We start from the raw sequence: 21,900 nt of genomic DNA, 5'->3' as shown, positions 1-21,900 counted from the left end.
GGTACGACCCGACGACGCCAGGCGGCGCAACCGCCCCACGGGACGCGGTGGCACCGCCACGCGCGGCGGCACCGCGTCCTGGCCGGGGCGCGGTGCCGCCGCTTACGTTGACGCCATGACCGTGCGCACCGGCCCGCCCCGTCGCCCCGGCAGCCCCGCCGCGGCGGGCGTCTTCGCGATCGGCATGGCGGGAACAACCCTGCCCACCCCGCTCTACGGGCTCTACCGCCAGCAGCTGGGCTTCTCCGAGCTGACGGTGACCGTGGTCTTCGCCACCTACGCGCTCGGCGTGATCACGGTGCTGTTCGGCGCGGGCAACCTCTCCGACGCGACCGGTCGGCGACCGGTGCTGTTCACGGCGCTGGGCCTGTCGGCGGCGAGCGCCGGGTGCTTCCTCTTCGAAGGCGGGCTGGGGCTGCTGTTGCTCGGCCGGGTGCTGTCCGGCTTCGCCGCCGGGCTGTTCAGCGGCGCCGCCACCGCCGCCGTCCTGGAACTGGCCCGCCCCGGCCGGGAGTCCCGGGCCGGCTTCGCGGCCACCGCCGCCAACATGGGCGGCCTGGGCTGCGGCCCGCTGCTGGCCGGTCTGCTCGCGCAGTACGCGCCCCGGCCGCTCGCCCTCCCCTTCCTCGTCCACCTGCTCCTGCTGGCCGTCGCCGCGCTGGTGACCTGGTTCCTGCCGGAGACCGTCGCGCACCCGCACCGGCCACGCTCCCTGCGGCCCCAGGGGCTCGTCATCCCCCCGGCGGTCCGTGCGGTGTTCGCGCCGGCCGCGGTCGCCGCGTTCGCCGGCTTCGCCCTGCTCGGACTGTTCACCGCGATCGCCCCCAGCTTCGTCGCGCAGACCCTCGGCGTGCACAACCTCGCGGTTTCCGGGGCGGTCGTCTGCACGGTCTTCCTCGGCTCGACCCTCGGCCAGGCGCTGACCGGCCGGATCGGCGTCCGCGCCGCGCTGCCGGCCGGCTGTCTGATCCTGGTGGTGGGCCTGCTGCTGGTGGGCACCTCGCTCGCGACGGTGTCGCTGCCCGTCCTGGTCGCCGGCGCGCTCTGCGGCGGCATCGGCCAGGGCCTGGCGTTCCGCGCCGGACTCACCGCGGTGAGCGCCGCCGCCCCGCCGGAGCACCGCGGCGGCACCCTCTCCGCCTTCTTCCTCGTCGCCTACCTCGGCATCTCCCTGCCGGTGGTGGGCATCGGCGCCCTGACCATGGCACTGGGACTGCGCGGCGCGGGGCTGGCCTTCGCGGGGTGCGTCATCGCGGTGGCGGTGACGGTCGGCGGGTACGTGCTGCGACGCCCGCTGCCGGCGCACCGACCGACCTGACACCGCCGGGCCGGGGACTGGCCCGGCGAATTCCGGGCAGGGCTCCAACGACGTGTGCACAGCGCCGAGTTACGCCCCGCGCCAGGGGCGTGAGACGTCGAGAAGGAGGACCGCCCGCCCGCCGGCAGACCCGGCGGTGACGATCCGGTGGCCGCGCACCACACCGGTACAGGGCCCGCGCGCATCCATCGTGCCCCGTGCCGGAGCCTCGGCACACCGCATCACAGGAGTCCCCGCATGGCCGACACCCACCACCACGCCCGTCCGGACGGCACCGCCGACCCGACGGCCCACTGCGACCTGCTCGTCCGGGACGCCCGCCTGCTCGTCATCGACGGTGACACCGAGGTCCCCGGCGGCTGGATCGCCCTGCGGGACGGCCGGGTCACGGCGTACGGACCCGCCGGCTCGGAGCCGGCCGGCGCCGCCCGCACCCTCTCCGCCGCCGGTCGCCTGGTCACCCCCGGGCTGATCAACACCCATCACCACATGTACCAGAACCTCACCCGCGCCTACGCCCCGGCCGTGAACGGCACCCTCTTCACCTGGCTCACCACCCTCTACCCGCTGTGGGCCGCCCTCGACGAGGAGGCCGTGCACCTGGCCACCTACGTCGGCATCGCGGAACTGCTGCTGGGCGGCTGCACCACCTCGATGGACCACCACTACGTCCATCCCGGGCCGCGGCTGATCGACGCCCAGATCCGCACCGCCCAGGAGGTGGGCTTCCGCTTCCACGCCACCCGCGGCTCGATGACCCGCTCGACCGAGGACGGCGGACTGCCGCCCCGCTCGGTCACCCAGACCGCCGAGGAGGTGCTGGCGGACAGCGAGCGCCTGGTGCAGACCTACCACGATCCGGCCCCGGGCGCGCTGACCCGGGTCGCGCTCGCGCCCTGCTCGCCGTTCTCGGTGACCCGGGAACTGATGACCGCCACCGCCGAGTTGGCCGAGCGGCTCGACGTCCGGCTGCACACCCACCTCGCCGAGGACCCGGACGAGGACGCGTACTGCCTGGAGACGTACGGCTGCCGGCCCGTCGAGTACTTCGAGTCGGTCGGCTGGATGACCGACCGCACCTGGGTCGCGCACTGCATCCACCCCACCGAGGAGGAACGCGCGCGGCTCGCCGCCGCCGGGGTCGGGGTGGCGCACTGTCCCAGTTCCAACATGCTGATCGCCGGCGGTACGGCGGCGGTCCGGGAGATGCGCGGCCTGGGCATGCCGGTCGGCATCGGCTGCGACGGCTCCGCCTCCACCGACCACGCCTCGCTGTGGCTGGAGACCCGCGGCGCCCTGCTGCTGGGCCGCTACCGCGGCGGCCCGTCGGCGATGACCGCCCGGGACGCCCTGGACATCGCCACCCGCGGCTCGGCGCGCTGCCTGGGCCGGGCGGACGAGTTGGGACAGCTGCGCCCGGGCGCCTGCGGGGACCTCGTCGTCTGGGACACCCCCGAGGTGGCACTGGCCGGGGCGCTCACCGACCCGGTCGAGGCGTGGTTGCGCTGCGCCCCGTCCCGGGCCTGGACGACGGTCGTCGGCGGCCGCGTCCTCGTCGACGGCGGAGAACTACAACTCCCGGCGCTGGAAGAGAAGTTGGCCGAGCACACCAGGGTCGCCCGGCGGATGCAGGGCCTCGTCTGACCCTGCGCCCGTCAGGCGTCGACCCCCTCGACCCGCCGCCGGTGGTGGAACGCGAAGTGCAGGCCGAGCGCCACCACCAGCGCCGCGGTCGAGGGGCTGCCGAAGACCAGCTGCCACCACTGCGGGAAGCGGTGGTACAGGTGCGGGGCGACGACCGGGAGCATGCCGGTGCCGATCGCCGCCGCCGCGATCAGCAGGTTGTCCCCCTGGTCGAGGCCGGCCCGGCGCAGGATGTTGATGCCCACCGCGGCGACGGTGGCGAAGCACATCAACGAGGCGCCACCGATGACGGGTTGGGGCAGGGAGGCGATCGTCTCGCCCAGTTTGGGCAGGGTCCCCAGGAACACCATCACCACGCCGCCGGCGGCGGTGACGTACCGGCTGCGGATGCCGGTCATGAGGGTCAGTCCGATGTTGCCGGCGAAGACGGTGTCGGGGAAGGAGTTCATGGCGCCGCCGAGCACCCCGGACAGGCCGTCGGCGGCCAGTCCGCGGCCCAACGCCCGGTCGGTCAGCGGCCGTTCGACCGCCTCGCTGACCGCGATCATCTGCGCGGTCGACTCGGCGAACACCACCAGCATCACCACGCACATGGACACCACGCCGGCGAGCGGGAAGGTCGGGGCCCCGAAGCGGAACGGGGAGACCAGCCCCCACCAGTCCGCGTCGGCGACGCCGGAGAAGTCGGTGAGCCCCATCGGCAGCGCCGCCAGCGTCCCGGCCAGCAGCGCCAACAACACGCTCACCTGGGCCAGGAAGCCGCGCAGGAACCGTCGGAGCAGCAGCAGGAAGCCGATCACCCCGCCGGCCAGGGCCAGGTGGGCGGGCGGGGCGTAGTCCGCCGCCGCGGGGTCCGGCCCGGCGATCATGCCGGGGGCGGCACCGATCAGCGCGAGCCCGACGACGGTGATCACCACCCCGCTGACCAGGGGCGGGAAGGTCCGCAGCGCCCGGGCGAAGGGGATCGCCACCAGCATCCCGAAGAGCCCCGCCGCGATCATCGAGCCGTAGACCGCGGGCATGCCGTACTGCCGGGCGATCATGATCATGGGGGTGACGCAGACGAAGGAGCCGCCGGTCACCAGGGGCAGCCGGACGCCGAGGAACCGCCCGGCGCCCAGGCTCTGCACGACGGTGACGATCCCGGCGACGAAGATGTCCGCGTTGACCAGGGTGCTGACCGCCGCTTCGTCCAGCCCGGCGCCGGCGCCGAACATCAGCGGGACGGCGATCGCGCCCGCGTACATCACCAGTGCGTGCTGCACCCCGAGGCCCAGGGTCCGCCCGGGGGTGGGGTGCGGGGCGCCGCCTGCCGGGGCGGGGCGGGGGCGGCGCAGGGACGCGCAGCGCGATGCCAGGGACATGACAGACCTCTCGGGCACGGAGGGGGCCGGGCGGTGGGGGGCGGCACCCGACCCCCGCTCGGTGCGGCGCGGGGCCGGTCGCAACTGACCTGCGGTACGGACGCGTCGGCGTCAGTCGCCGCGGGCCGCGAGCAGCCGGGCGGCTTCGCGCGGCGAGTTGGCGTTGGGCTTCCCGGCGCGCGAGCCGCCCAACTTCTCGGCGAGGTGCCGGCCGACGGTGGTGGGCGGGTACAGCGGATCGGCCCCCGCCGGCACGCAGCCGGGCAGGCAGCTGATCTCGGCGTCCCAGTTGCCGTCGTGGAAGAACGCGGCGGACCGGCGGCGCACCACGCGACCGCCGGCGTCGGTCGGCGGCAGCACCCGGTGCAGGGTCGACAGCCACCGGTCGTTGGTCCAACGGGCCAGCAGGTCACCGAGGTTGACCAGGAGGCAGCCCGGTTCCGGCAGGACGTCGTGCCAGCGCCCCTCGGTGTCGAGGATCTGCAACCCGGGGACCCGGTCGGCCCACAGCACGGTGACGATGCCATAGTCGGTGTGGGCGCCCATCCCCATCTGGTCGCGGTCGACGACCAGCTCCTGCTCGGGGACCAGGTAGTGGTTCATCCGGAGCACGTCGAGCGAATGGTCGGTGAACGGGGCGAAGTAGTCGGCGGGGAGCCCCAGCGCGTGCGCGAAGATCCCGGTCAGCCGCCGGGCGAGCCCGCCCGCCTGCGCGCACCACTCGGTCACCGCGTCCCGGAACCCCGGCACCGGCGGCCAGAGGTTGGCCGGGTAGTGCGCCTCGGGCAGCGCGAGGCCGGGGAAGGCGGCCGCTTCCGCGCCGACGTTGAACGCCTCGAAGAGGTCCTCGGCGGCCGCGGGGACGCCCAGGCTCAGGCTGAGCTTCTCGGTGCGCGGCGGGGTGTAGCCGCGGTTGACGTCCGGCGACGGGGCGCACAGCGCCTTCTTCTCGTCCATTGGGAGGCCGAAGAAGCCGTCCAGCGCCGCGGCGAACTCCCGCCCCGCGGCCTCGGGAACGCCGTGCCCCCGGATCTGCATGAATCCGACGGTGCGCGCCGCCTGGTCGATCTCGCCCGCAATGCCGGCCCGGTCGGCGGCGGTGCCGTCCGTCCAGGCGGAGATGTCGATGACGGGTACGTCGAGTACGCCGTTCACGGCCGTGGCCCTGCCCATCGCATGCCTTCCTTCCGTCGTGCTCGGTCCTCTCCGGCGGCGCCCCGCGGTCCCCCGCGGCGCCCACCCACCCCTATCCGCTTCAACAGTTTGATGAACGTCTTGTTAACGACCCCGCGGTGAACGAGCCGAAACCAGCCGCCCGTTGGCCGAGATGCCGGTTCGCCTCCCCTGTATCCGAGGAGGCCACGCCGCATACCGAACGACCGACGGACCGCCACCTCCACCCCGCTCCCCGCTCCCCGCTCCTCGCTCCCCGCTCAGCAACGCCCGCGCCCGCCGATCCCGCCGCCGGCCCGGCTGCGACCCGTCTCCGGGTGGGCGACGGGCGGACCACGGCGGGCGACGGGAGCCCGGGTCCGGCCCCGTCCTACGCCCGCAGGGCGACCGCCGCCCGGGACCAGACCTCGTCCGGCTCGGCGCTCGCCACCTCCCAGACGGACGAGGCAACGGTGCCGCACCCCCGGTACCGCCGCATGACCGCCACGTGCGCCGGGGCGCCCAGGAAGCCGGCCAGGGCGACCTGGTCCCGCCAGATCGCCACCGCCCCGCAGCGGCCTTGCCACGGACGGACCCAGAGCCACACGCCGTGCGCGCCGTCCAGGTCGGGCCAGTCGGCCGCGAGGCGGCGCGCCGCGCGGTACACGCCGGGCAGGTCGGCGCGGCGGCGCAGCCGCAGGTCGGTGACGCTGACGAGGGCGGGTCCGGGCCGGCCGTCGTCCGGGCCGGCGATCCACGAGGTCCGCATCATGCCGGCACCCGCCACTCCGGGGAGCGGCCCAGCACGGCCAGAACGCGGTCCAGCGCCCCGGCGTCCGCCGTGGCCGGGAGCCCGGGGCGGAACGCGCTGCCGGGCGCGAGCCGGGCCGCGCCGTCCGGGACGGCCCGGGCGATCGGGAGGGCCGCGTCGAGGAGTTCGGGGTCCGGGTCGTACCGCAGGCCCAGGCTCCGCGCAAGGTCCCAGCCGTGCACGACGTAGTCGATGAGGTGGAAGCCGACGGCCTGGACGGCGGGGAAGGTGCGGTCGGTGGTGAATTCCGGGAGGGCGAAGGGGCGGTCGGGGTCCGTCACCGTCGCGAAGGCCGCGAGGACGCCCTCGGCGGCGAGGCGGTAGCGCATCGCCGCCACCGCGACGTCGTCGCCGAGCGGACGGACCGCCCAGTGCGTCAGGTCCCGCCCCCGCCCCAGGGCGGCCGCCGCGAAACCGTGGTGCTGCGCCGTCAGGTGAGCGAGCAGCGCCGCCAGGTCCCAGCCCGCGCAGGGCGTGGGCCGGGCCAGGTCGCCGGGGGCCAAGCGGTTCACCAGCGCCACGCTGTCCCGCACCGCGCGGGCGTCGAGCCGGCGCAGCCGGTCCAGGGCCGCCGGCGCCGACGCGTCGTCCGCGTCGGCCCGTGCCGAATTCATATGCATGCGCTTACGATCTGCCCGAGCGTACGATCTGTCAAGGGGTATTTTCCTGTGCATGGCCGAGCACGCAGCACCCCGCGACACCCCGCCCGGAGGGCGCCCCACCGACCGTCCCGACCTGGCCGCGATGCTGGTCCCGTTGTGCCGGGCCCTGGTGGACGCCGAACGGCCGGTGCTCGACGCGCACGGGCTGGCGATGTGGGCCTACGCGGTGCTGCTGCACCTCGACGAGACCCCGATCCGCACCCAGGCCGCCCTGGCCGAGGCGATCCGGGCCGACAAGACCCGGATCATTCCGATCCTGGACGACCTGGAGGCCCGCGGGCTGATCCACCGCCGCCCCGACCCCGGGGACCGCCGGGTCCGGCTGGTCTCGCTCACCCCCGAGGGCCGACGGCTGCGGGACACCGTCCAGGCCGACATCCAGCGCGGCGAGGAACGCCTGCTCGCCCACCTCCCGGCCGCCGACCGGGACGGCTTCGTGCGCGGCCTCGTGGCGCTCCACGCGCTGCCTGAGATCCCCCCGCACCAGCCCTCGTCCGGCGCCTGAGCGGGCCGGCGCCACCCCGGCCGCCACACGACACAGAACGCCGGCCGGGCCACCCGAGGGCGGTGGTCCCGACCGGCATCCGCGGGCGCGGCGTCCGGGGGCGTCAGACGGCGCCCGCGTCCCTCACTTCCAGCCGCCGTGCTTGAACCGGCCCTTGTGGGCGCCGTCGTGGAAGATCGGGTTGCCGTTGATGATGGCCGCGTCGAACGAGTAGCCGGCGTACCACCCCTTGCCGTAGTGGTGGTGCTTCCCACCGGCCGATGCGGTGCTCGCCCCACCCAGGACGATGGCGGCGGTCAGGACGCCGGCTGCGATCGCGGCGCGGATGCGCATGTCTGCTCCTCAGGGGAATCGAGGGGGTTCAATCGACCCTCTCAGGAATCACCCCGACGAATATGATTAAAACCACCCCTACCGCCAATCGCGTGAGGCGTGGTCGGCTCGCGGACGGGCCGGCCGCACGACGTCAACTCCCGCCGTTGGAAGCGGTGTTGGCGGCCGGCGCCGGAGCGTCCTGGGAGCCGTCACTCGGCCGGGCGGGCCCCGGCCGCAACCCGAGCGTCGCCAGGACGACGGCGACCGCGAGGAAGCCGGCGAGCACCGCGAAACCGGTCAGGCTGCTCCCGGTGGCGTCGGTGAGCCAGCCCACCAGGTAGGGGCCGGCGAAGCCGCCGAGGTTGCCCAGCGCGTTGATCAGGCCCATCGCCACCGCCACCACCTCGAAGCGCAGGAACTGGCCGGGGATGGCCCAGAAGGGACCGTAGGGCGCGTACACCGCGGCGGCGGTGAGGCACAGCAGCAGCATGCGCGGCAACGCCCCGTCCACCACCTGGCCCAGCAGCAGGGCCACGATGCCGACGACCAGGGGGACGGCGACCGCCGGCCGCCGCCGGCCGGTGCGGTCCGACCAGGCCGCGTTGGCGATCATCACGACCAGCGCGACGGTGAACGGGATCGCGGTCAGCAGCCCGACCTCGGTGGCCGAACCGTCGTGCGTGAGTTCCTTGATGACGGCCGGCAGCCACAGGCTGAAGCCGTAGAAACCGGTGATCCAGAAGAAGTAGACCCCGATGAGGACCAGGACGGTGCGCTGGCGGACCGCGGCGAGGTAGGAGCCGCCGCCGACCGCGGGTTTGGCCGCCTCGTCGGCGGCGATCTCCCGTGCCAGGTGGGCGGCCTCCGCGCGGGAGATCCAGCGGGCCTCGGCGGGGCGGTCGGCGACCGCGAACCACCAGAGTGCCGCCCACAACAACGGCGGCACCCCCTGGAGCACCAGCACCCATCGCCAGCTCGTGTGGTCGAGCATCCAGCCGGAGAGCGGTGCCATCAGCACCGACGACAGCGGCAGGCAGGCCATCCACAGGGCGTTGGCGCGGGCCCGCTCGCGCAGCGGGAACCACGAGGCGAGCAGGATCAGCACGGCCGGCCAGACGCCGCCCTCGAAGAAGCCCAGCACGAACCGCGCGGCGTAGAACTGGGCGCGGGTCTGCACCAGCCCGGACAGCACCGCGGACAGGCCCCAGGCCACCATGAGGATCAGCACGGTCTTACGGGCGCTCCAGCGCTGGGCGAGGACCGCCGCCGGGATCTGCAGGAAGACGTAGCCGAGGAAGAAGATGCCGCCGGCCAGCCCCTTGTCGGCGTTGGAGAGGTCCAGGTCGCCGTGCATGTAGGGCAGGACCACGGAGACGTTGTTGCGGTCCAGGTACGCCAGCATGTACATGACCGCAGCGACCGGGATGACGTAGACCCAGCGCTTGGCCGGCACCCCGCCGGTCGGTGCGGTGGCGGCCGGGTGGTCACCGGTGGGCCGTGGAGCGTCGTTCATCGGGCCACGGCCGTCCCGTAGGCGGCGCGGATCCGGTCCGTGCAACGGCTGAAGTCGGCGGCGGCGCGGAAGGCGGCGGCCATGGTGGCGTGCGAGGCGCGCCCGCTGCCGGCGAGATCGAAGGCGGTGCCGTGGTCGACGGAGGTCCGCAGGATCGGCAGGCCGACGGTGACCGAGACCGTACCGGCGAAGTCGACCGTCTTGGCGGGGATGTGGCCCTGGTCGTGGAAGTGCGAGAGCACGCCGTCGAAGCGGCCTTCGAGCCCCTGGTGGAAGACCGCGTCGGCGGGCACCGGTCCGCGCACGTCCAGTCCGTCGGCCACCGCACCGGCCACCGCGGGGCCCAGCACGGTGATCTCCTCGTCGCCGAAGTGGCCGCCCTCGCCGCCGTGCGGATTGACCGCGGCCACCGCGAGCCGCGGCGCGTCGTGGCCGAAGACCCGCAGTGCGGTGACCGCGTGGCGGATGCTCGCGGCGACCCGGTCCTCGGTGAGCTGGTCCAGGGCCTTGCGGAGCGCGAGGTGCCGGGTGGTGAAGAAGATCTTCAGGCCGCGCACCACGAACATGGTGTCCACGCGGGCCGCCCCAGTCAGCTCGCCGAGCATCTCGGTGTGCCCCAGGTGCCGGGAACCCGCCGCCCAGATGGCCTCCTTGTTGATCGGCGAGGTGACGACGGCGTCGACCTCGCCGGCCAGCGCGGCCCGGGTGGCCGCCTCGATCGCGGCCACCGCCGAACGGCCGGCGAGCGCGTTCACCCGCCCCCAGGGCAGGTCGTCGGGGGCGACGCCGAGGTCCCAGACGTCGATGGTGCCGGGGGCGAACCGTGCCTCGCCGGGCCCGCCCACCGGGTTCACCCGGACGTCGAGTCCACAGAGCGCCACCGCGCGGCGCAGTACGGCGGCGTCGCCGACGGCCAGCCCGCGGCCGAGCGCGGCGCTCGCCGGGTCGGCGAGGGTACGGGCGGTGATCTCCGGCCCGATCCCGGCCGGATCGCCCAACGTCACTGCCAACAGCGGGAGTTGCCCGCCGGGCGACCGCCCGGATCTCGTCGTCTCGGTCGTTTCCGTCATCGTCAACCGTTACCTTTCCGGGGTGAGCGCGGTGCGGGTGGCGGCCGCGCGCAGGTGTTCCAGGCAGTCGCGGGCCGCGTCCGGCCCGCCGATCAGCCCGCCCTTCGTGGCGAAGGGCAGTCCGTCGCGGGGGCCGCCGACCAGGCGTCCGGAAATGGCCAGCGGCAGCACCTCGCTGTCGATGGCGAAGCCGTCGGCGCCCAGTGCCGCGGTGACCGCGGCGGCGACGTCGCCGCCCGAGGCGTACAGCCCGCCGGGGCGCAGCTCGTCCACCGCCCGCCGGGCGACGTCGGCCAGGCAGCGCAGGATGCCCGCCGCGGTGTCCGCCCCGCACGGCGCCGGCCCCGGTGCGGCGGGCCGGACCCGGACGCCGAGGACGGTGGCGCCCTCGGTCGCGGCGGTGCGCAGCCCGGCCAGTGCCCGCTCGGCGTCGGGACGGTCCGGGTCGAGTTCGGTCCAGCGGGCGCCGAGCGCCGCCTCGGTGCGGGCGAGTTGGTCGCGGGTGCGGTCGGTGACGCTGCCGACGACGGCGAGCACCCGGACCGGGGCGACGGCGGGCCGGATGCCGAGTTCGGTGGCGAGGGCGGCGCCGAACGGGCCGGAGTCCAGGGCCAGCCAGTGGATGCCGTCCCGCACCGCCAGTGCCGCGGCGGCCCGGGCGACCGTTTCGAGGTGGGCGTTGTCGGTGGCGTCGCAGACCACCACCTCGGCCGGGCTCGCCCGGAGCGCGGCGGCCACCGCGCCGGGGCCGCACTCGACCACGTCCAGCGGCAGTTCGCCCAGGGTGCGACGGCTCTGGGCGCCCAGCACGGCGGTGACCCGGGAGTGCCGGACCGGGTCGAACGGGTCGCGGGCCACCGCCGTGCGGGTCAGCGGCACCCCGTCGACGAGGTGCAGGCCGCCGACGGTGGTCCGGCCGGCGTCGGGGAAGGCGGGGACGGCCAGGACGCGCAGCCGGCCGGCGGGGGCGCGGGCCGCCAACGCGTCCGCCACCGCGTCGAGTTCGCTGCCCGGATTGCCGCGCAGGGTGGTGTCCACCCGCTTGACGACCAGCGGCGCGTCCCCGGCGGTGGCGGCGGCGGCCCGCACCGCCGCGTAGGCGCGGGCCGGGGACCAGTGCCGGGAGGCGGTGTTGACGACGAGGACGTCCACCCGGTGGGCGTAGCGGGCCACGTGGGTGGGGTCGCTGACGGTGACGGCCCGCAGGCCGCGGCGCGCGTACAGGGCGCCGGTGGCGTTGCTGCCGGTGAGGTCGTCGCCGATGACGAGCACCTGGGCCATGGGCTCCCCCTCCCGCCGGCTCCGCAATGACCGGACCGCGCAAGGAAGTTGCGCGATTCACGCACTGGCAGGGTGGCGAGCGGCGGGACGCCTGTCAAGAGCCGGGCGCCGGGCCGCGACCCTCCTCGGGCGCCGGCCGCCGGCCGCACGGCAGCACCGACCAGCCGGCCGCGGCGAACGCCGCCAGGCGCCGCGCGGCTCCCCCGTCGTCCCCCTCGCCCGCCCCGCAACCGGCCTCCGCGACGCCCGAGATGAGCCCGGTGCCGGACGGCACCGCCGCCCAGTAGGGGAAGCCCCCGCCGCCGGCCAGCTTGGAGCCGTCGGCGAGCACCCAGGCGGTGCGGGCGCACCGCGCCATGGTCTCCTTCAGCGCGGCCTGTTCCGGGTCCGGGCAGTTCACCCCGCGCCGCGGGTCCAGGCCGTCGACGCCCAGGAAGGCGAGGTCCGGGGTGATCCCGCGCAGCGCCTGGTCGGTGCGGGTGCCCAGCAGCGACTCGTTGGGCCGCCGCAGCCGACCGCCCAGCACCACCACCTCCACCTCCGCGTCGGCCAGTTCGACGAGGGTGGACAGCCCGTTGGTGACGACGGTGATGTCGGTGCGGGCGCGCAGTTCGTGCGCCAGCCGCGCCACCGTGGTGCCGGCGTCGAGCAGGACCACGTCGCCGCTGCGGACCAGGGCGGCGGCGGTCCGGGCGATGGCGTCCTTCTCGGTGCGGTGCTGGCGGGCCTTGTCGTGCCAGGACCGCTCGGCGGCCCGGTGGTCGACGGCACCGCCGTAGGTGCGGGTGATCCGGCCGTCCCCGGCGAGCGCGGCGAGGTCGCGGCGGACGGTGGACAGCGAGACCCCGAAGGCGGCCGCCAGGTCGTGCACGCTGCCGTCCCCGGCACCGAGCAGCTCCACCATGCGGTCCCGCCGGTGCCGGGTGGTCGGACGTTCCCCACTGGTCACGTGACTGCGCCCCTCCTCGTCGCGCGTCGCCGCTCTCCCGACTGCCCCGAGTTGCGTGGTTCGCGCAACATGAGGCTAGCAGCCGGGAGTTGTCCCGATCAGGGACCGGTGTCGTCGGGGGCGGGCGGCGGGGTCCGGCCCGGTTCGGGCAGCGCCTGCTCGGTCCAGATCACCTTGCCGTCGCCGGTGTAACGAGTGCCCCACCGCTCGGCCAGCTGCGCGATCAGGAAGAGGCCGCGGCCGCCCTCGTCGGTGCTGGCCGCGTGCCGCAGGTGCGGCGAGGTGCTGCTGTGGTCCGCGACCTCGCAGATCAGCGAGCGGTCGTGGACCAGCCGGACCCGGATCGGCCCGGCGGCGTACCGGATCGCGTTGGTGACCAGCTCGCTGAGGATCAACTCGGTGGTGAACGCCTCGTCCGCCAGCCCCCACTCGATCAGCTTGCGGACCGCGGCGGCGCGCACCTGGGCCACCGCGGAGGGGTCGGTGGGGACGTCCCAGTCGGCGATCCGACCGGCGGGCAGCCGGCGGGTGCGGGCGACGAGCAGGGCGATGTCGTCGGTCGGGCGGTCCGGCAGCAGCGCGTCGAGCGCGGCCTCGCAGGTCTCCTCCGGGGTCCGCTCGGGGCGGCCGCCGAGGGTGCGGCCCAGCACGGCCATGCCGTCGTCGATGGCCCGGGAGCGGTCCTCCACGAGGCCGTCGGTGTAGAGCACCAGGCGGCTGCCCTCCGGGAGCCGGACCCGGCAGGTGTCGAAGGGCATCCCGCCGAGCCCGAGCGGTGGTCCGCCGGGCACCTCGACGAACTCCGCGCTGCCGTCCGGCCGCAGCACCAGCGGCTGGACGTGCCCGGCGCGGGCCATGGTGCAGTCGCCGGTGACCGGGTCGTAGATGGCGTAGAGGCAGGTGGCACCGGTGACGCCGGCCTTGGCGTCGTTGCCGGCGCCCTCCGCGCCCTCGTCCTGGTCGATGCGGGTGACCAGCTCGTCGAGGTGCCACAGCAGCTCGTCGGGCGGGACGTCGAGGTTGGCGAAGTTGTGGACGGCGGTGCGCAGCCGGCCCATGGTGGCGGCGGCGTGCAGGCCGTGGCCGACGACGTCGCCGACGACCAGGGCGACCCGGGTGCCGGGCAGCGGGATGATGTCGAACCAGTCGCCGCCGACGCCGCCCAACCCGCCGAGTCCGGCGTGCGCCGGCAGGTAGCGGAAGGCGGCCTCGACGGCGTTCTGGTCGGGCAGGGCGCGCGGCAGCAGGCTGCGCTGGAGGGTGACGGCCATGGTGTGCTCGCGGGTGAAGCGGCGGGCGTTGTCGATGCTGACCGCGGCCCGGGCGACCAGCTCCTCGGCGAGCGAGCGGTCCTCCTCGTCGAACGGCTCGGGGGTGTGCGAGCGCCAGAAGAGGACCACGCCGAGGACCACGCCGCGGGCCCGCAGCGGGACCGCGATCATCGAGTGGATGCCGTGCGCGACGATCTGCCGGGCGCGTTCGGGGTCCTGCCGCTGCCAGCCGGAGAACCCGGCCAGGTCGGCCTCCAGGACCGGCTCGCCGGCCGGCAGCCGGGTCCCGAGCACGGTGCCGGGGTCAAACCGCATCGGCTCGCCCACCGGGTACAGCGACCCCTCGGGCACCTCGCCGCCGACCGCCGTGCGGCGCATCTCGACGGCCGGCCCGTTCGTCTCGGGCTCCTCGCCGTGCAGCACCGACACGGCCAGGTCGACGGTGACGAGGTCGCTGAACCGCTCGGCGCCGAACCGCGCCAGCTCCTCGCAGGTGCGCACCACGTCGAGGGTGGTGCCGATCTCGGTGCCGGCGTCGTAGAGCAGTTTCAGCCGTCCGCGGGCGAGGTCGGCGCGGCCGGTCAGGGCCCGGAGTTCGGTGGTGTCGCGGAGCGTGGTGACGCTGCCGGGCGGGCCGCCGGCGCGTTCGGTGGAGCGCTGGTTGACCGCGAGCAGCCGCTCCCCGACCGGATGCACCTCGTCGGTGACCACCCGGCCGGACTCCAGCAGCACCGCGGTGGCCGGGTCCAGTCCGATGGCGGCGATCTGCCGGCCCTCGACGTCCGGCGGCAGGTCGAGCAGGCGCCGGGCCTCGTCGTTGGCGAGCACCAGCCGCCCGTCGCCGCGGACGATGATCACGCCTTCCCGGACCGCGTGCAGCACCGCGTCGTGGTGCTCGTACATCCGCGTCATCTCGGCCGGTCCCAGCCCGTGGGTCTGGCGCCGCAGGCGGCGGCTGACCAGGGCGGTGCCGCCGGTGGTGAGCAGCAGCACCCCGGCCGCGGCGCCGAACAGCAGCGGGAACTGGTCGTTGACGACGCCGCTGACCTTGGTGATGGTGATGCCGGCGGAGACCAGTCCGACGACCTTGCCGTCGTGGCCGACCACCGGCACCACCGCCTGGACCAGCGGGCCGATGGTGCCGTTGACCTTCTCGGTGGTGACGCGGCCGGCCAGCGCGGGCCCGATGTCGCCGACGAACTTCTTGCCGATGCGGTCGGGAAGCGGGTGGGTGTAGCGGATGCCCTGCCTGTTCATGGCGACGAGGAAGTCGACCTGGGAGCCCTTGCGGGCGGCCTCCGCGCGGGGCTGGAGCACGGCGCTGGGGTCCGGGCCCGTCAGGGCGGCCGCGGTGCCCGGCGCGTTCGCGAAGGCCTGGGCCACGGCGACCGAACGGTGCCGGGCCTCCCGTTCGGAGTCGGTCCTGGATTGCAGCACCAGGGCCGCGATGGCGGCGGCGACGAGCAAGACGACGATCGCCACTTGCAGGAGAAAGACCTGACCAGCGAGGGTTCGCATCCTCAGAACCGAACGCGGGCGGCCGATGCGTCCGGCCATGTCCTCTTTCTACACCTCCCGCATACCGTGGGCGAGCCGCGTGCAGCGCAGCGCAGCGGACCCCGGAATCCTGCGGCGCAGCAGCGTCAGTAAAACCTTTCGGCGGGTTTCCCGGCTACGGTCGTGCACTCCCCGAACCGCCGCGTGTAACTCTTCCCACAGGTCAAACCGGTTGCGGACGGCCCCCGGATCTGCCGGCCGCGGCCCGAGCCGTGCGCAACGTCCCTGGTCAGCGGTGCTTACTCGGGAGTCCGTCGAGGCGCGGGGGCGGCCGGTGGGCGCCCGCGGCCGGGCCGGGGGCCGGCGGGCGCGTATGAGACGTTCGTGGGCATGCATGTTGCAGCAGAGGAGATCCGGGCCGAGGCGGCGGTGCTCATCGACCACCACGCGCGCGGCACGTGGCAGCCGAACGACGCGGACCGCCGGGCCGCGCTCGCGCTGTTCCGCTGCCTGGAGACGGGGCTGCCGCTCAGCGGCGAGCAGATCCGGACCGCCCTCACGGGCCCGGAGCCGGCGGCGCCGGCGACCGCCGGGCTGCGGGCGCTGCTGCGGGCCACCGCCGGTCTGCTGGACGACTCGGACGTGGCCGACGGCCCCGCTGGGCGGGACGCCGTCGACCACGTCTGTCTGCTGCTGGACGCGCTGGCCCTGGCCCGGCCGAACGGCCGGTGAGGGCGGCGCGGGCCGGTCAGGACCGATCCGGACCGGTGGCCGGTTCGTCCTCGGGGACCGAGATCACCCAGTGGCTGTCCTGCCGCGGGCGGAGGTACAGCGCCCAGTAGGCGGTGGCCACCACGATCAACCCGCCGGTGATCAGCAGGCTCCTGGCGCTCTGCTGCGTCAGCACCCAGGCCAGGACGAGCACGATCAGCACCGGGATCACCGGCCACAGCGGCATCCGCCAGGCGAGCCGCTGCTTGTGCTCGCCGCGGCGGGAGACCAGCGCGCCCAGGGCGACGAAGACGTACATCCCCGCGACGGCCACGCCGGTGACCTCGTTGAGGGTGTCGAGGGTGGCGAAGCACAGCGCGGCACCGGGGAGGCCGACCGCGAGGGTGGCCACCCAGGGTGCGCCGAAGCGCTTGCTGACGTGCGAGAAGACCCGGTTGACCGGGGTCGGCCAGGCGGCGTCGCGGGCCGAGGAGAAGACCACCCGGGAGTTCTGGATCACCATCACGATCGCCGCGTTGATGATCGCCAGGGCGATGCAGAGGCTGACGAAGGTGCCGATGGCGGAGTTGCTCCAGCCCTGCACCATGCCCGCGACGTCGCCGGCGCCGAGCGTCTTGAGGTCGGGGGCGCCGAGGGTGATGGCGACGACCGGGACGAGGACCACGGCGGCGCCGATGCCCAGCGTCCACAGCACGGTGCGGGAGACGTTGCGCCGCGGGTTCTCCATCTCCTCCGCGAGGTACACCGCGGTGGAGAAGCCCTGGAGGATGAAGAGCGCGGTGGCGAGGCCGGCCACGATCAGCCCGCCGGTGACCGCGGTGCTGGTGCCGTGTCCGGCGTCCATCACCGGGTGGACGAGGGTGGCGGCGGAGCGGTGCGTGTGGCTGAAGCCGAGGAAGGCCACGACGCCGGCGGCCACCACTTCCAGGACCAGGAAGATGCCGGTGATCCAGGCGTTGGCGCGCAGGTCGAGCAGGCCCATGGCGGTGGCCAGCAGCATCACCGCGGCGGCCGTCATCTGCTTGTCCAGGTGCACGATCGGGGCCAGGTAGTCGGCGGTGCCCAACGCGATGATGGGCGGCACGATCATGACGACGATCAGCGAGAGCACGAAGACCAGCCAACCGGCGAGCCGGCCCATCAGGGTGCCGACCATGGCGTACTCGCCGCCCGAGCTGGGGACGAGGGTGCCCAACTCGGAGTAGGTGAAGGCCACTCCCACGCAGAGCACCGCGGCGATGGCGATGGTCAGCGCCGTACCGGTGCCGAGCGTGGCGAACGAGTCCGGCACGATCACGAAGAGCGAGGACGCCGGGGTCAGGCAGGACAGGGTGAGCAGGGTGCCGCCGACCACACCGATCGACCGGGTGAGTTTGGGGCTGTCCGCCGGGGTCGTGCTCCGGACTTCCGGCGCTGCGGTGGCGGTGACAACGGGCGTGGTGGGCATATCGGTCATCCGGGTCCCATCGGTGCTGGAGGGCAGGAAGGGGCGGCACTGTCGGAGGGAGTGCCGGAAAGCGGTCGCACCAGAGGCACTGCGGGGCCGCTTCGGTGACCGGAATACAACCTCCGTCAGACACTCCCGTCAAGAGTTCGTTAACGCCGCATGGCAACGGAATCCGTAGCCGTCGGAGCACCAAACACGGTTATCCACGTCACGCAGGCACCGTCCGCGCGGATTCCGCGGGCCTGCGGCAGGCTGCGGATTCTTCGGCCGCACGGTCCGACGACTTTCCCCCCGCCGCCCCGCCGCGGCGGCCACGTCAGCCCTCGGGCCCCCGGACGCGGGCGATCAGCAGCGCCACGTCATCGTGGTCGTTGCCGTGCCGCAGCTCGCCCAGGAGGCGGTCGCAGAGTTCCTCCAGGGGCCGTTCGGGCTCGGCGAGCAGTCCCAGGAGACGGTCCAGACGGGCGTCGATGGCCTGGTCGCGGGTCTCGATCAGGCCATCGGTGTAGAGCACCAGCTGATCGCCGGCGTGCAACGGCACGGTGGTCTGCTCGAAGGTGACGTCGCCGACGCCGCCGACGCCGAGCGGGGCGCCGGTGGGCAGGTCGAGGAGTTCCGGCGGCCGGCCGGGGCGCACCACGACGGGCGGCAGGTGGCCGGCGACGGCGATCCGGCACTCCTCGCGGTGCGGGTCGTGCACGGCATACAGGCAGGTCGCGAAGGCCGGGTCGAGGCCGCCGGCGATGTGGTCGAGGTGGTGGAGCACGTCGGCGGGGGCGAGGTCGAGGTCGGCCAGTGCGCGGGTGGTGGTGCGCAACTGCCCCATGGTGGCGGCCGCGTTGATGCCGCTGCCCATGACGTCGCCGACGACCAGCGCGGTCTTTTCGCCGGCGACCGGGATGACGTCGAACCAGTCGCCGCCCACTTCGCTGGCCGCCTGGGCCGGCTGGTAGCGGTAGGCGATGTCCAGCGTGGTGGGCTTCGGCGGCCGGTGGTTCATCAGGTGCCGCTGGAGGGTGAGCGCGGTGCGCCGTTCGCTCTGGTAGGAGCGGGCGTTGTCGATGCAGACCGCCGCCCGGGCGGCCAGTTCGACGGCGAGCACCGCGTCGTCCTCGTCGAACGGCACCGGATTGTCCGTGCGGTACAGCGAGAGCGCGCCCAGCACCTCGCCGCGGGCGATCAGCGGCACGGCCAGGTAGGAGTGCAGCCCGGCCTCCCGCAGCAGCTCGGCGCCCTGCGGGTCGGCGGCGATGTGCCGCCGCTCGTCCGGGCCCACCTGCGAGACCAGCACCGGGCGGGCCTCGGTGACGCAGCGGGTGATCAACCGCTCGGTCTCGTAGGCGGCGAGCTGTCCGGTGGGGTCGGCGGCCCGGACGGCGGGCGTCTCGCCGGCCGCGGCGACCGCCAGGGCCCGGAAGCGGGCCGGTCCGCCGCGGCCGGGCATGGGCGGACGGCGGCCGTCCAGGACGGCGTCGAGGACGTCGACGGCGGCCAGGTCGGCGAGTTCGGGCACGATGACGTCGGCCAGTTCCTGCGCGGTCTGGCCCACGTCCAAGGTGGTGCCGACGGTCGCCGAGGCGTCCGCGATGATCGCGAGGCGCCTTCGGGCCCGGGCCGCCTCGGTCGCCGCCCGGTGCTGCTCGGTGACGTCCACGACCGAGGTGGCCAGGCCGAGCACCCGCCCGTTGGCGTCCTCCAGCCGGTAGTACGACACCGACCACGCCTGGTCGACGTCGGGGTGGGCGGCGGTGCGGCCGATCGAGAACTGGTCCAGCAGCGGCCGGCCGGTGGCCAGCACCTCGCGCATCCGCTCCTCGATGACGCCGGTCTCCAGGAACGACAGGGCGTCGCGGACGTGCCGGCCGAGGTGCGCTTCGGCCGGCAGGTCGTTGATCCGCTCCAGTGCCGGGTTGACCATCACGAACCGCAGGTCGCCGTCGAGCACCGCCAGCCCGATGGGCGACTGGGCCACCAGGCGCACCGACAGCGCCAGGTCCCGTTCCACCTCGCGCAGCACGGCCTGGTCGGTGGCGATGCCCAGCGCGTAGGAGGCTCCGTGCTCGTCCTGGAGCCGCATGTTGCGGAATTCGACCAGCCGGGTGCTGCCGTCCTTGTGCCGGACGGGGAAGACCCCGGCCCAGCTCTCGCCGCCGGACATCACCTGCGCGAAGAGGCGCAGGACGAGTTCGACGTGCTCGGGGTGGACCAGCAGCCGGGCGGCGGACCGGCCGAGCGCCTCCTCGGCGGTCCAACCGAAGAGCGCCTCGGCCTGGGGGCTCCACAGCGTGATCCGGCCGTTCGCGTCGAGCATGACGGCGGCCACGCCCAGCACGTCCAGCAGACCGCCGGGCTGCGCCGGCCCGGCACCGGCCTGGGCAGCACTGTCCGGGAACGCGTCGGTCGCACCCATCCAGGCACTCCTTCCGCCGGTCTCCTGACCGACAGCCGTGGCGCTCCGTGCACGGCCGGTTCGTGCCGTGCTGCCGCTGCCCTCCATCATCCCTCGACACCGGACGGACCCGCAGGCAGAGCGGGGCCCAGCACAGGCGGGGCCGTACCGGATGGAGCATTATGGGCCGCCCTCACCCGACCGGGCGACCCGGTTGACGATATTGATCCACTCGAAGGTGGCCGGACAACGCCCGCGCCGGGACACCCGACTTGGAGATGTCGATCTCTTGGGACTACCCTGACATTAGTTGCTGGAGGCAACCAATAAGAGATTGTCGGACCCCCGGCGTACCCCCATGCGCCGCCGGGGTCAGGAGGAAGCCCTCGATGCCCATATCCGACCAGCCGTTCCGCACGTACGTGGAGGAGAACCTCGATGCACTTAAGCGCGACCCGGACCTCGAAGTCCTCGTCCACCAGGGCCGTCGGGTCACCGGCGGCGAGTTCCGCAGCCTCGTGCTGCGGATGGCCCGCGCCCTGCGCGACCGCGGCGTCGCACGCGGCGCCACCGTCACCCTGCTGAGCGGCAACCTCCCCGAGACCGTCGCCGCCCGCTACGCCGCGAACCTCGTCGGCGCCCGGGTGAACCACCTGTACAACAAGCTCTCCGCCGACTCCCAGGCCGCGATCGTCCGCGACGTCGAGACCCGCGCCCTGATCGTGGACCCGCGGCTGGCCGAACGGGCCGCCGAACTGGTCGAGTTGGCGCCCGTCGACGACGTCCTGGTGCTCGGGCCGGCCAAGCTGGGCACCGACCTGCTGGAGCTCGCGGCCGGACAGCGCGACGAGCCGTTCGCCTCCGACGCCCGGCCCGAGGACATCTGCACCATCCGCCACACCGGCGGCACCACCGGCCACCCCAAGGGCATCTGCACCACCTTCCAACAGGTGCGCTGGTTCCAGGGCGTGCTCCCGGAGTACGAGGGCGTGCAGCACCGCCAGTTGGTCTGCACCACCCTCGCCCACGCGGCCGGGTACATGGCCGACACCATGCTCCAGTCCGGCGGCACCGTCGTCCTGCTCGACGACTTCGACGCCGAGGAGGTCCTCGCCGCCATCGAGCGCGAGCGGATCACCGCCCTGTTCCTGCTGCCGCCGCTGCTGTACCAGCTGATGGACCACCCCAACCGGCCGCAGACCGACACCTCCAGCCTGCGCATGGTCACCTACGGCGGCTGCCAGGCGTCGCCGGCCCGACTGGCCGACGCGGTGCGGACGTTCGGCCCGGTGCTCCTGCAGGGCTACGGCCAGAACGAGGCCGGCGGTATCAGCGTGCTGCTGCCCGAGGACCACGATCCGGACCGCCCCGACCGGCTGCGTTCGGCCGGCAAGGTGCTGCCCGACGTCGAGGTGGCGATCCGCGACGAGTCCGGTCGGGACCTGCCGCCCGGCGAGCACGGCGAGGTCTGCGTCCGCTCCGCCATGATCATGCAGGGCTACTGGAAGCAGCCGGAGCTCACCGCCGAGGTGCTGCGGGACGGCTGGCTGCACACCGGCGACGTCGGGTTCCTCGACGCCGAGGGCTACTTGACCATCGTCGACCGGCTCAAGGACATGATCGTCGTGGTCGGCGGCCACGTGTACACCACCGAGCTGGAGGACCTGCTGAACTCGCACCCGCAGGTGCTGCAGAGCGCCGTCTACGGCGTCCGCGACGCGGACCGGATGGAGCGGGTGCACGCGACGGTGGTGCGCACGCCCGGCGGCGACGTCGACGCGGAGCAGCTGCGCGCGATGGTCCGCGAGGTCCGCGGCACGATGTACGAACCGGCCCGGATCACCTTCGTCGACGCGCTGCCGCTGACCGACGCGGGCAAGCCGGACAAGAAGGAACTGCGCCGCCGCGCCGAGGAGTCGGGCGCCGCGGTCTGATCCGACCCGTCGGCGCCGCAACACCGGCGCCGGACGAGCAACGGCG

Annotated in this window: 17 protein-coding genes; 5 read left to right on the top strand and 12 right to left on the bottom strand. The window is 74.3% G+C overall.

Features of this window, described 5'->3' with window-relative positions; all coding sequences use genetic code 11:
- The first annotated feature begins 115 nt into the window (after positions 1–115).
- Entirely contained in the window at positions 116–1,318 is a 1,203-nt protein-coding gene (locus tag ABD385_RS22480) for an MFS transporter (RefSeq protein WP_344578990.1), read from the top strand.
- 237 nt (positions 1,319–1,555) lie between these two features.
- Complete coding sequence (locus tag ABD385_RS22475; RefSeq protein WP_344578988.1) at positions 1,556–2,962, top strand: 8-oxoguanine deaminase; 1,407 nt, start codon at positions 1,556–1,558, stop codon at positions 2,960–2,962.
- Positions 2,963–2,973: 11 nt separating this feature from the next.
- Here ABD385_RS22475 and ABD385_RS22470 read toward each other — a convergent pair whose 3' ends face one another.
- The 4 genes from ABD385_RS22470 to ABD385_RS22455 form a co-directional block, all read right to left on the bottom strand.
- Positions 2,974–4,326, bottom strand: a complete 1,353-nt coding sequence (locus ABD385_RS22470; RefSeq protein WP_344578986.1) for a nucleobase:cation symporter-2 family protein — start codon at positions 4,324–4,326, stop codon at positions 2,974–2,976.
- A gap of 111 nt (positions 4,327–4,437) precedes the next feature.
- Positions 4,438–5,499, bottom strand: coding sequence for an isopenicillin N synthase family dioxygenase (locus ABD385_RS22465; RefSeq protein ID WP_344578984.1), 1,062 nt, complete (start codon positions 5,497–5,499; stop codon positions 4,438–4,440).
- A gap of 370 nt (positions 5,500–5,869) precedes the next feature.
- Positions 5,870–6,250 (bottom strand): hypothetical protein, encoded by a 381-nt coding sequence (locus ABD385_RS22460; RefSeq protein ID WP_344578982.1) that lies wholly within the window; start codon positions 6,248–6,250, stop codon positions 5,870–5,872.
- Positions 6,247–6,909, bottom strand: coding sequence for a TIGR03086 family metal-binding protein (locus tag ABD385_RS22455; RefSeq protein WP_344578980.1), 663 nt, complete (start codon positions 6,907–6,909; stop codon positions 6,247–6,249). The genes ABD385_RS22460 and ABD385_RS22455 overlap by 4 nt, the downstream gene beginning before the upstream one ends.
- A gap of 52 nt (positions 6,910–6,961) precedes the next feature.
- Here ABD385_RS22455 and ABD385_RS22450 point away from each other — a divergent pair, with 52 nt between their 5' ends.
- Positions 6,962–7,456 (top strand): MarR family winged helix-turn-helix transcriptional regulator, encoded by a 495-nt coding sequence (locus ABD385_RS22450; RefSeq protein WP_344578978.1) that lies wholly within the window; start codon positions 6,962–6,964, stop codon positions 7,454–7,456.
- Between the two features lie 123 nt (positions 7,457–7,579).
- Here ABD385_RS22450 and ABD385_RS22445 read toward each other — a convergent pair whose 3' ends face one another.
- The 6 genes from ABD385_RS22445 to ABD385_RS22420 form a co-directional block, all read right to left on the bottom strand.
- A complete protein-coding gene (locus tag ABD385_RS22445; protein ID WP_344578976.1) occupies positions 7,580–7,789 on the bottom strand; it encodes a hypothetical protein in 210 nt (69 codons plus the stop codon).
- A 133-nt stretch (positions 7,790–7,922) separates the two neighbouring features.
- Positions 7,923–9,284 (bottom strand): MFS transporter, encoded by a 1,362-nt coding sequence (locus tag ABD385_RS22440; RefSeq protein ID WP_344578974.1) that lies wholly within the window; start codon positions 9,282–9,284, stop codon positions 7,923–7,925.
- Complete coding sequence (pdxA, locus tag ABD385_RS22435) at positions 9,281–10,354, bottom strand: 4-hydroxythreonine-4-phosphate dehydrogenase PdxA (RefSeq protein WP_344578972.1); 1,074 nt, start codon at positions 10,352–10,354, stop codon at positions 9,281–9,283. Before pdxA ends, ABD385_RS22440 begins: the two co-directional genes overlap by 4 nt.
- Before the next feature lie 9 nt (positions 10,355–10,363).
- Complete coding sequence (locus tag ABD385_RS22430; RefSeq protein WP_344578970.1) at positions 10,364–11,635, bottom strand: four-carbon acid sugar kinase family protein; 1,272 nt, start codon at positions 11,633–11,635, stop codon at positions 10,364–10,366.
- 94 nt (positions 11,636–11,729) lie between these two features.
- Positions 11,730–12,584, bottom strand: a complete 855-nt coding sequence (locus ABD385_RS22425; protein ID WP_344578968.1) for a DeoR/GlpR family DNA-binding transcription regulator — start codon at positions 12,582–12,584, stop codon at positions 11,730–11,732.
- Positions 12,585–12,682: 98 nt separating this feature from the next.
- Positions 12,683–15,412, bottom strand: a complete 2,730-nt coding sequence (locus ABD385_RS22420) for a SpoIIE family protein phosphatase (protein WP_344578966.1) — start codon at positions 15,410–15,412, stop codon at positions 12,683–12,685.
- A gap of 330 nt (positions 15,413–15,742) precedes the next feature.
- Here ABD385_RS22420 and ABD385_RS22415 point away from each other — a divergent pair, with 330 nt between their 5' ends.
- The gene (locus ABD385_RS22415) at positions 15,743–16,084 is read left to right on the top strand and encodes a hypothetical protein (protein ID WP_344578964.1); all 342 of its coding nucleotides are present in this window, start codon (positions 15,743–15,745) and stop codon (positions 16,082–16,084) included.
- A 16-nt stretch (positions 16,085–16,100) separates the two neighbouring features.
- On the opposite strand, the gene ABD385_RS22410 is transcribed toward ABD385_RS22415, so the two are convergent.
- Complete coding sequence (locus tag ABD385_RS22410; RefSeq protein ID WP_425585454.1) at positions 16,101–17,540, bottom strand: APC family permease; 1,440 nt, start codon at positions 17,538–17,540, stop codon at positions 16,101–16,103.
- A gap of 307 nt (positions 17,541–17,847) precedes the next feature.
- Entirely contained in the window at positions 17,848–19,941 is a 2,094-nt protein-coding gene (locus ABD385_RS22405; RefSeq protein WP_344578962.1) for a SpoIIE family protein phosphatase, read from the bottom strand.
- A 368-nt stretch (positions 19,942–20,309) separates the two neighbouring features.
- Between ABD385_RS22405 and ABD385_RS22400 the strand changes: the two genes are divergently transcribed.
- Positions 20,310–21,854 carry an AMP-binding protein gene (locus tag ABD385_RS22400; protein WP_344578960.1) on the top strand — a complete coding sequence of 515 codons (1,545 nt, stop codon included), beginning with the start codon at positions 20,310–20,312 and terminating at the stop codon, positions 21,852–21,854.
- Positions 21,855–21,900 lie beyond the last annotated feature (46 nt).

The organism is Streptomyces lunalinharesii, assembly GCF_039532155.1.
GTDB classification, from domain to species: domain Bacteria; phylum Actinomycetota; class Actinomycetes; order Streptomycetales; family Streptomycetaceae; genus Streptomyces; species Streptomyces lunalinharesii.
The sequence above is the reverse complement of the archived record's forward strand: the minus strand, read 5'-3'. Positions and strand labels throughout refer to the sequence as shown.

Coding starts and splice junctions, on each gene's coding strand:
- ABD385_RS22480 (WP_344578990.1), top strand. CDS start 116: ATGACCGTGCGCACCGGCCCGCCCCGTCGCCCCGGCAGCCCCGCCGCG.
- ABD385_RS22475 (WP_344578988.1), top strand. CDS start 1,556: ATGGCCGACACCCACCACCACGCCCGTCCGGACGGCACCGCCGACCCG.
- ABD385_RS22470 (WP_344578986.1), bottom strand. CDS start 4,326: ATGTCCCTGGCATCGCGCTGCGCGTCCCTGCGCCGCCCCCGCCCCGCC.
- ABD385_RS22465 (WP_344578984.1), bottom strand. CDS start 5,499: ATGGGCAGGGCCACGGCCGTGAACGGCGTACTCGACGTACCCGTCATC.
- ABD385_RS22460 (WP_344578982.1), bottom strand. CDS start 6,250: ATGATGCGGACCTCGTGGATCGCCGGCCCGGACGACGGCCGGCCCGGA.
- ABD385_RS22455 (WP_344578980.1), bottom strand. CDS start 6,909: ATGCATATGAATTCGGCACGGGCCGACGCGGACGACGCGTCGGCGCCG.
- ABD385_RS22450 (WP_344578978.1), top strand. CDS start 6,962: ATGGCCGAGCACGCAGCACCCCGCGACACCCCGCCCGGAGGGCGCCCC.
- ABD385_RS22445 (WP_344578976.1), bottom strand. CDS start 7,789: ATGCGCATCCGCGCCGCGATCGCAGCCGGCGTCCTGACCGCCGCCATC.
- ABD385_RS22440 (WP_344578974.1), bottom strand. CDS start 9,284: ATGAACGACGCTCCACGGCCCACCGGTGACCACCCGGCCGCCACCGCA.
- pdxA (WP_344578972.1), bottom strand. CDS start 10,354: ATGACGGAAACGACCGAGACGACGAGATCCGGGCGGTCGCCCGGCGGG.
- ABD385_RS22430 (WP_344578970.1), bottom strand. CDS start 11,635: ATGGCCCAGGTGCTCGTCATCGGCGACGACCTCACCGGCAGCAACGCC.
- ABD385_RS22420 (WP_344578966.1), bottom strand. CDS start 15,412: ATGGCCGGACGCATCGGCCGCCCGCGTTCGGTTCTGAGGATGCGAACC.
- ABD385_RS22415 (WP_344578964.1), top strand. CDS start 15,743: ATGCATGTTGCAGCAGAGGAGATCCGGGCCGAGGCGGCGGTGCTCATC.
- ABD385_RS22410 (WP_425585454.1), bottom strand. CDS start 17,540: ATGACCGATATGCCCACCACGCCCGTTGTCACCGCCACCGCAGCGCCG.
- ABD385_RS22405 (WP_344578962.1), bottom strand. CDS start 19,941: ATGGGTGCGACCGACGCGTTCCCGGACAGTGCTGCCCAGGCCGGTGCC.
- ABD385_RS22400 (WP_344578960.1), top strand. CDS start 20,310: ATGCCCATATCCGACCAGCCGTTCCGCACGTACGTGGAGGAGAACCTC.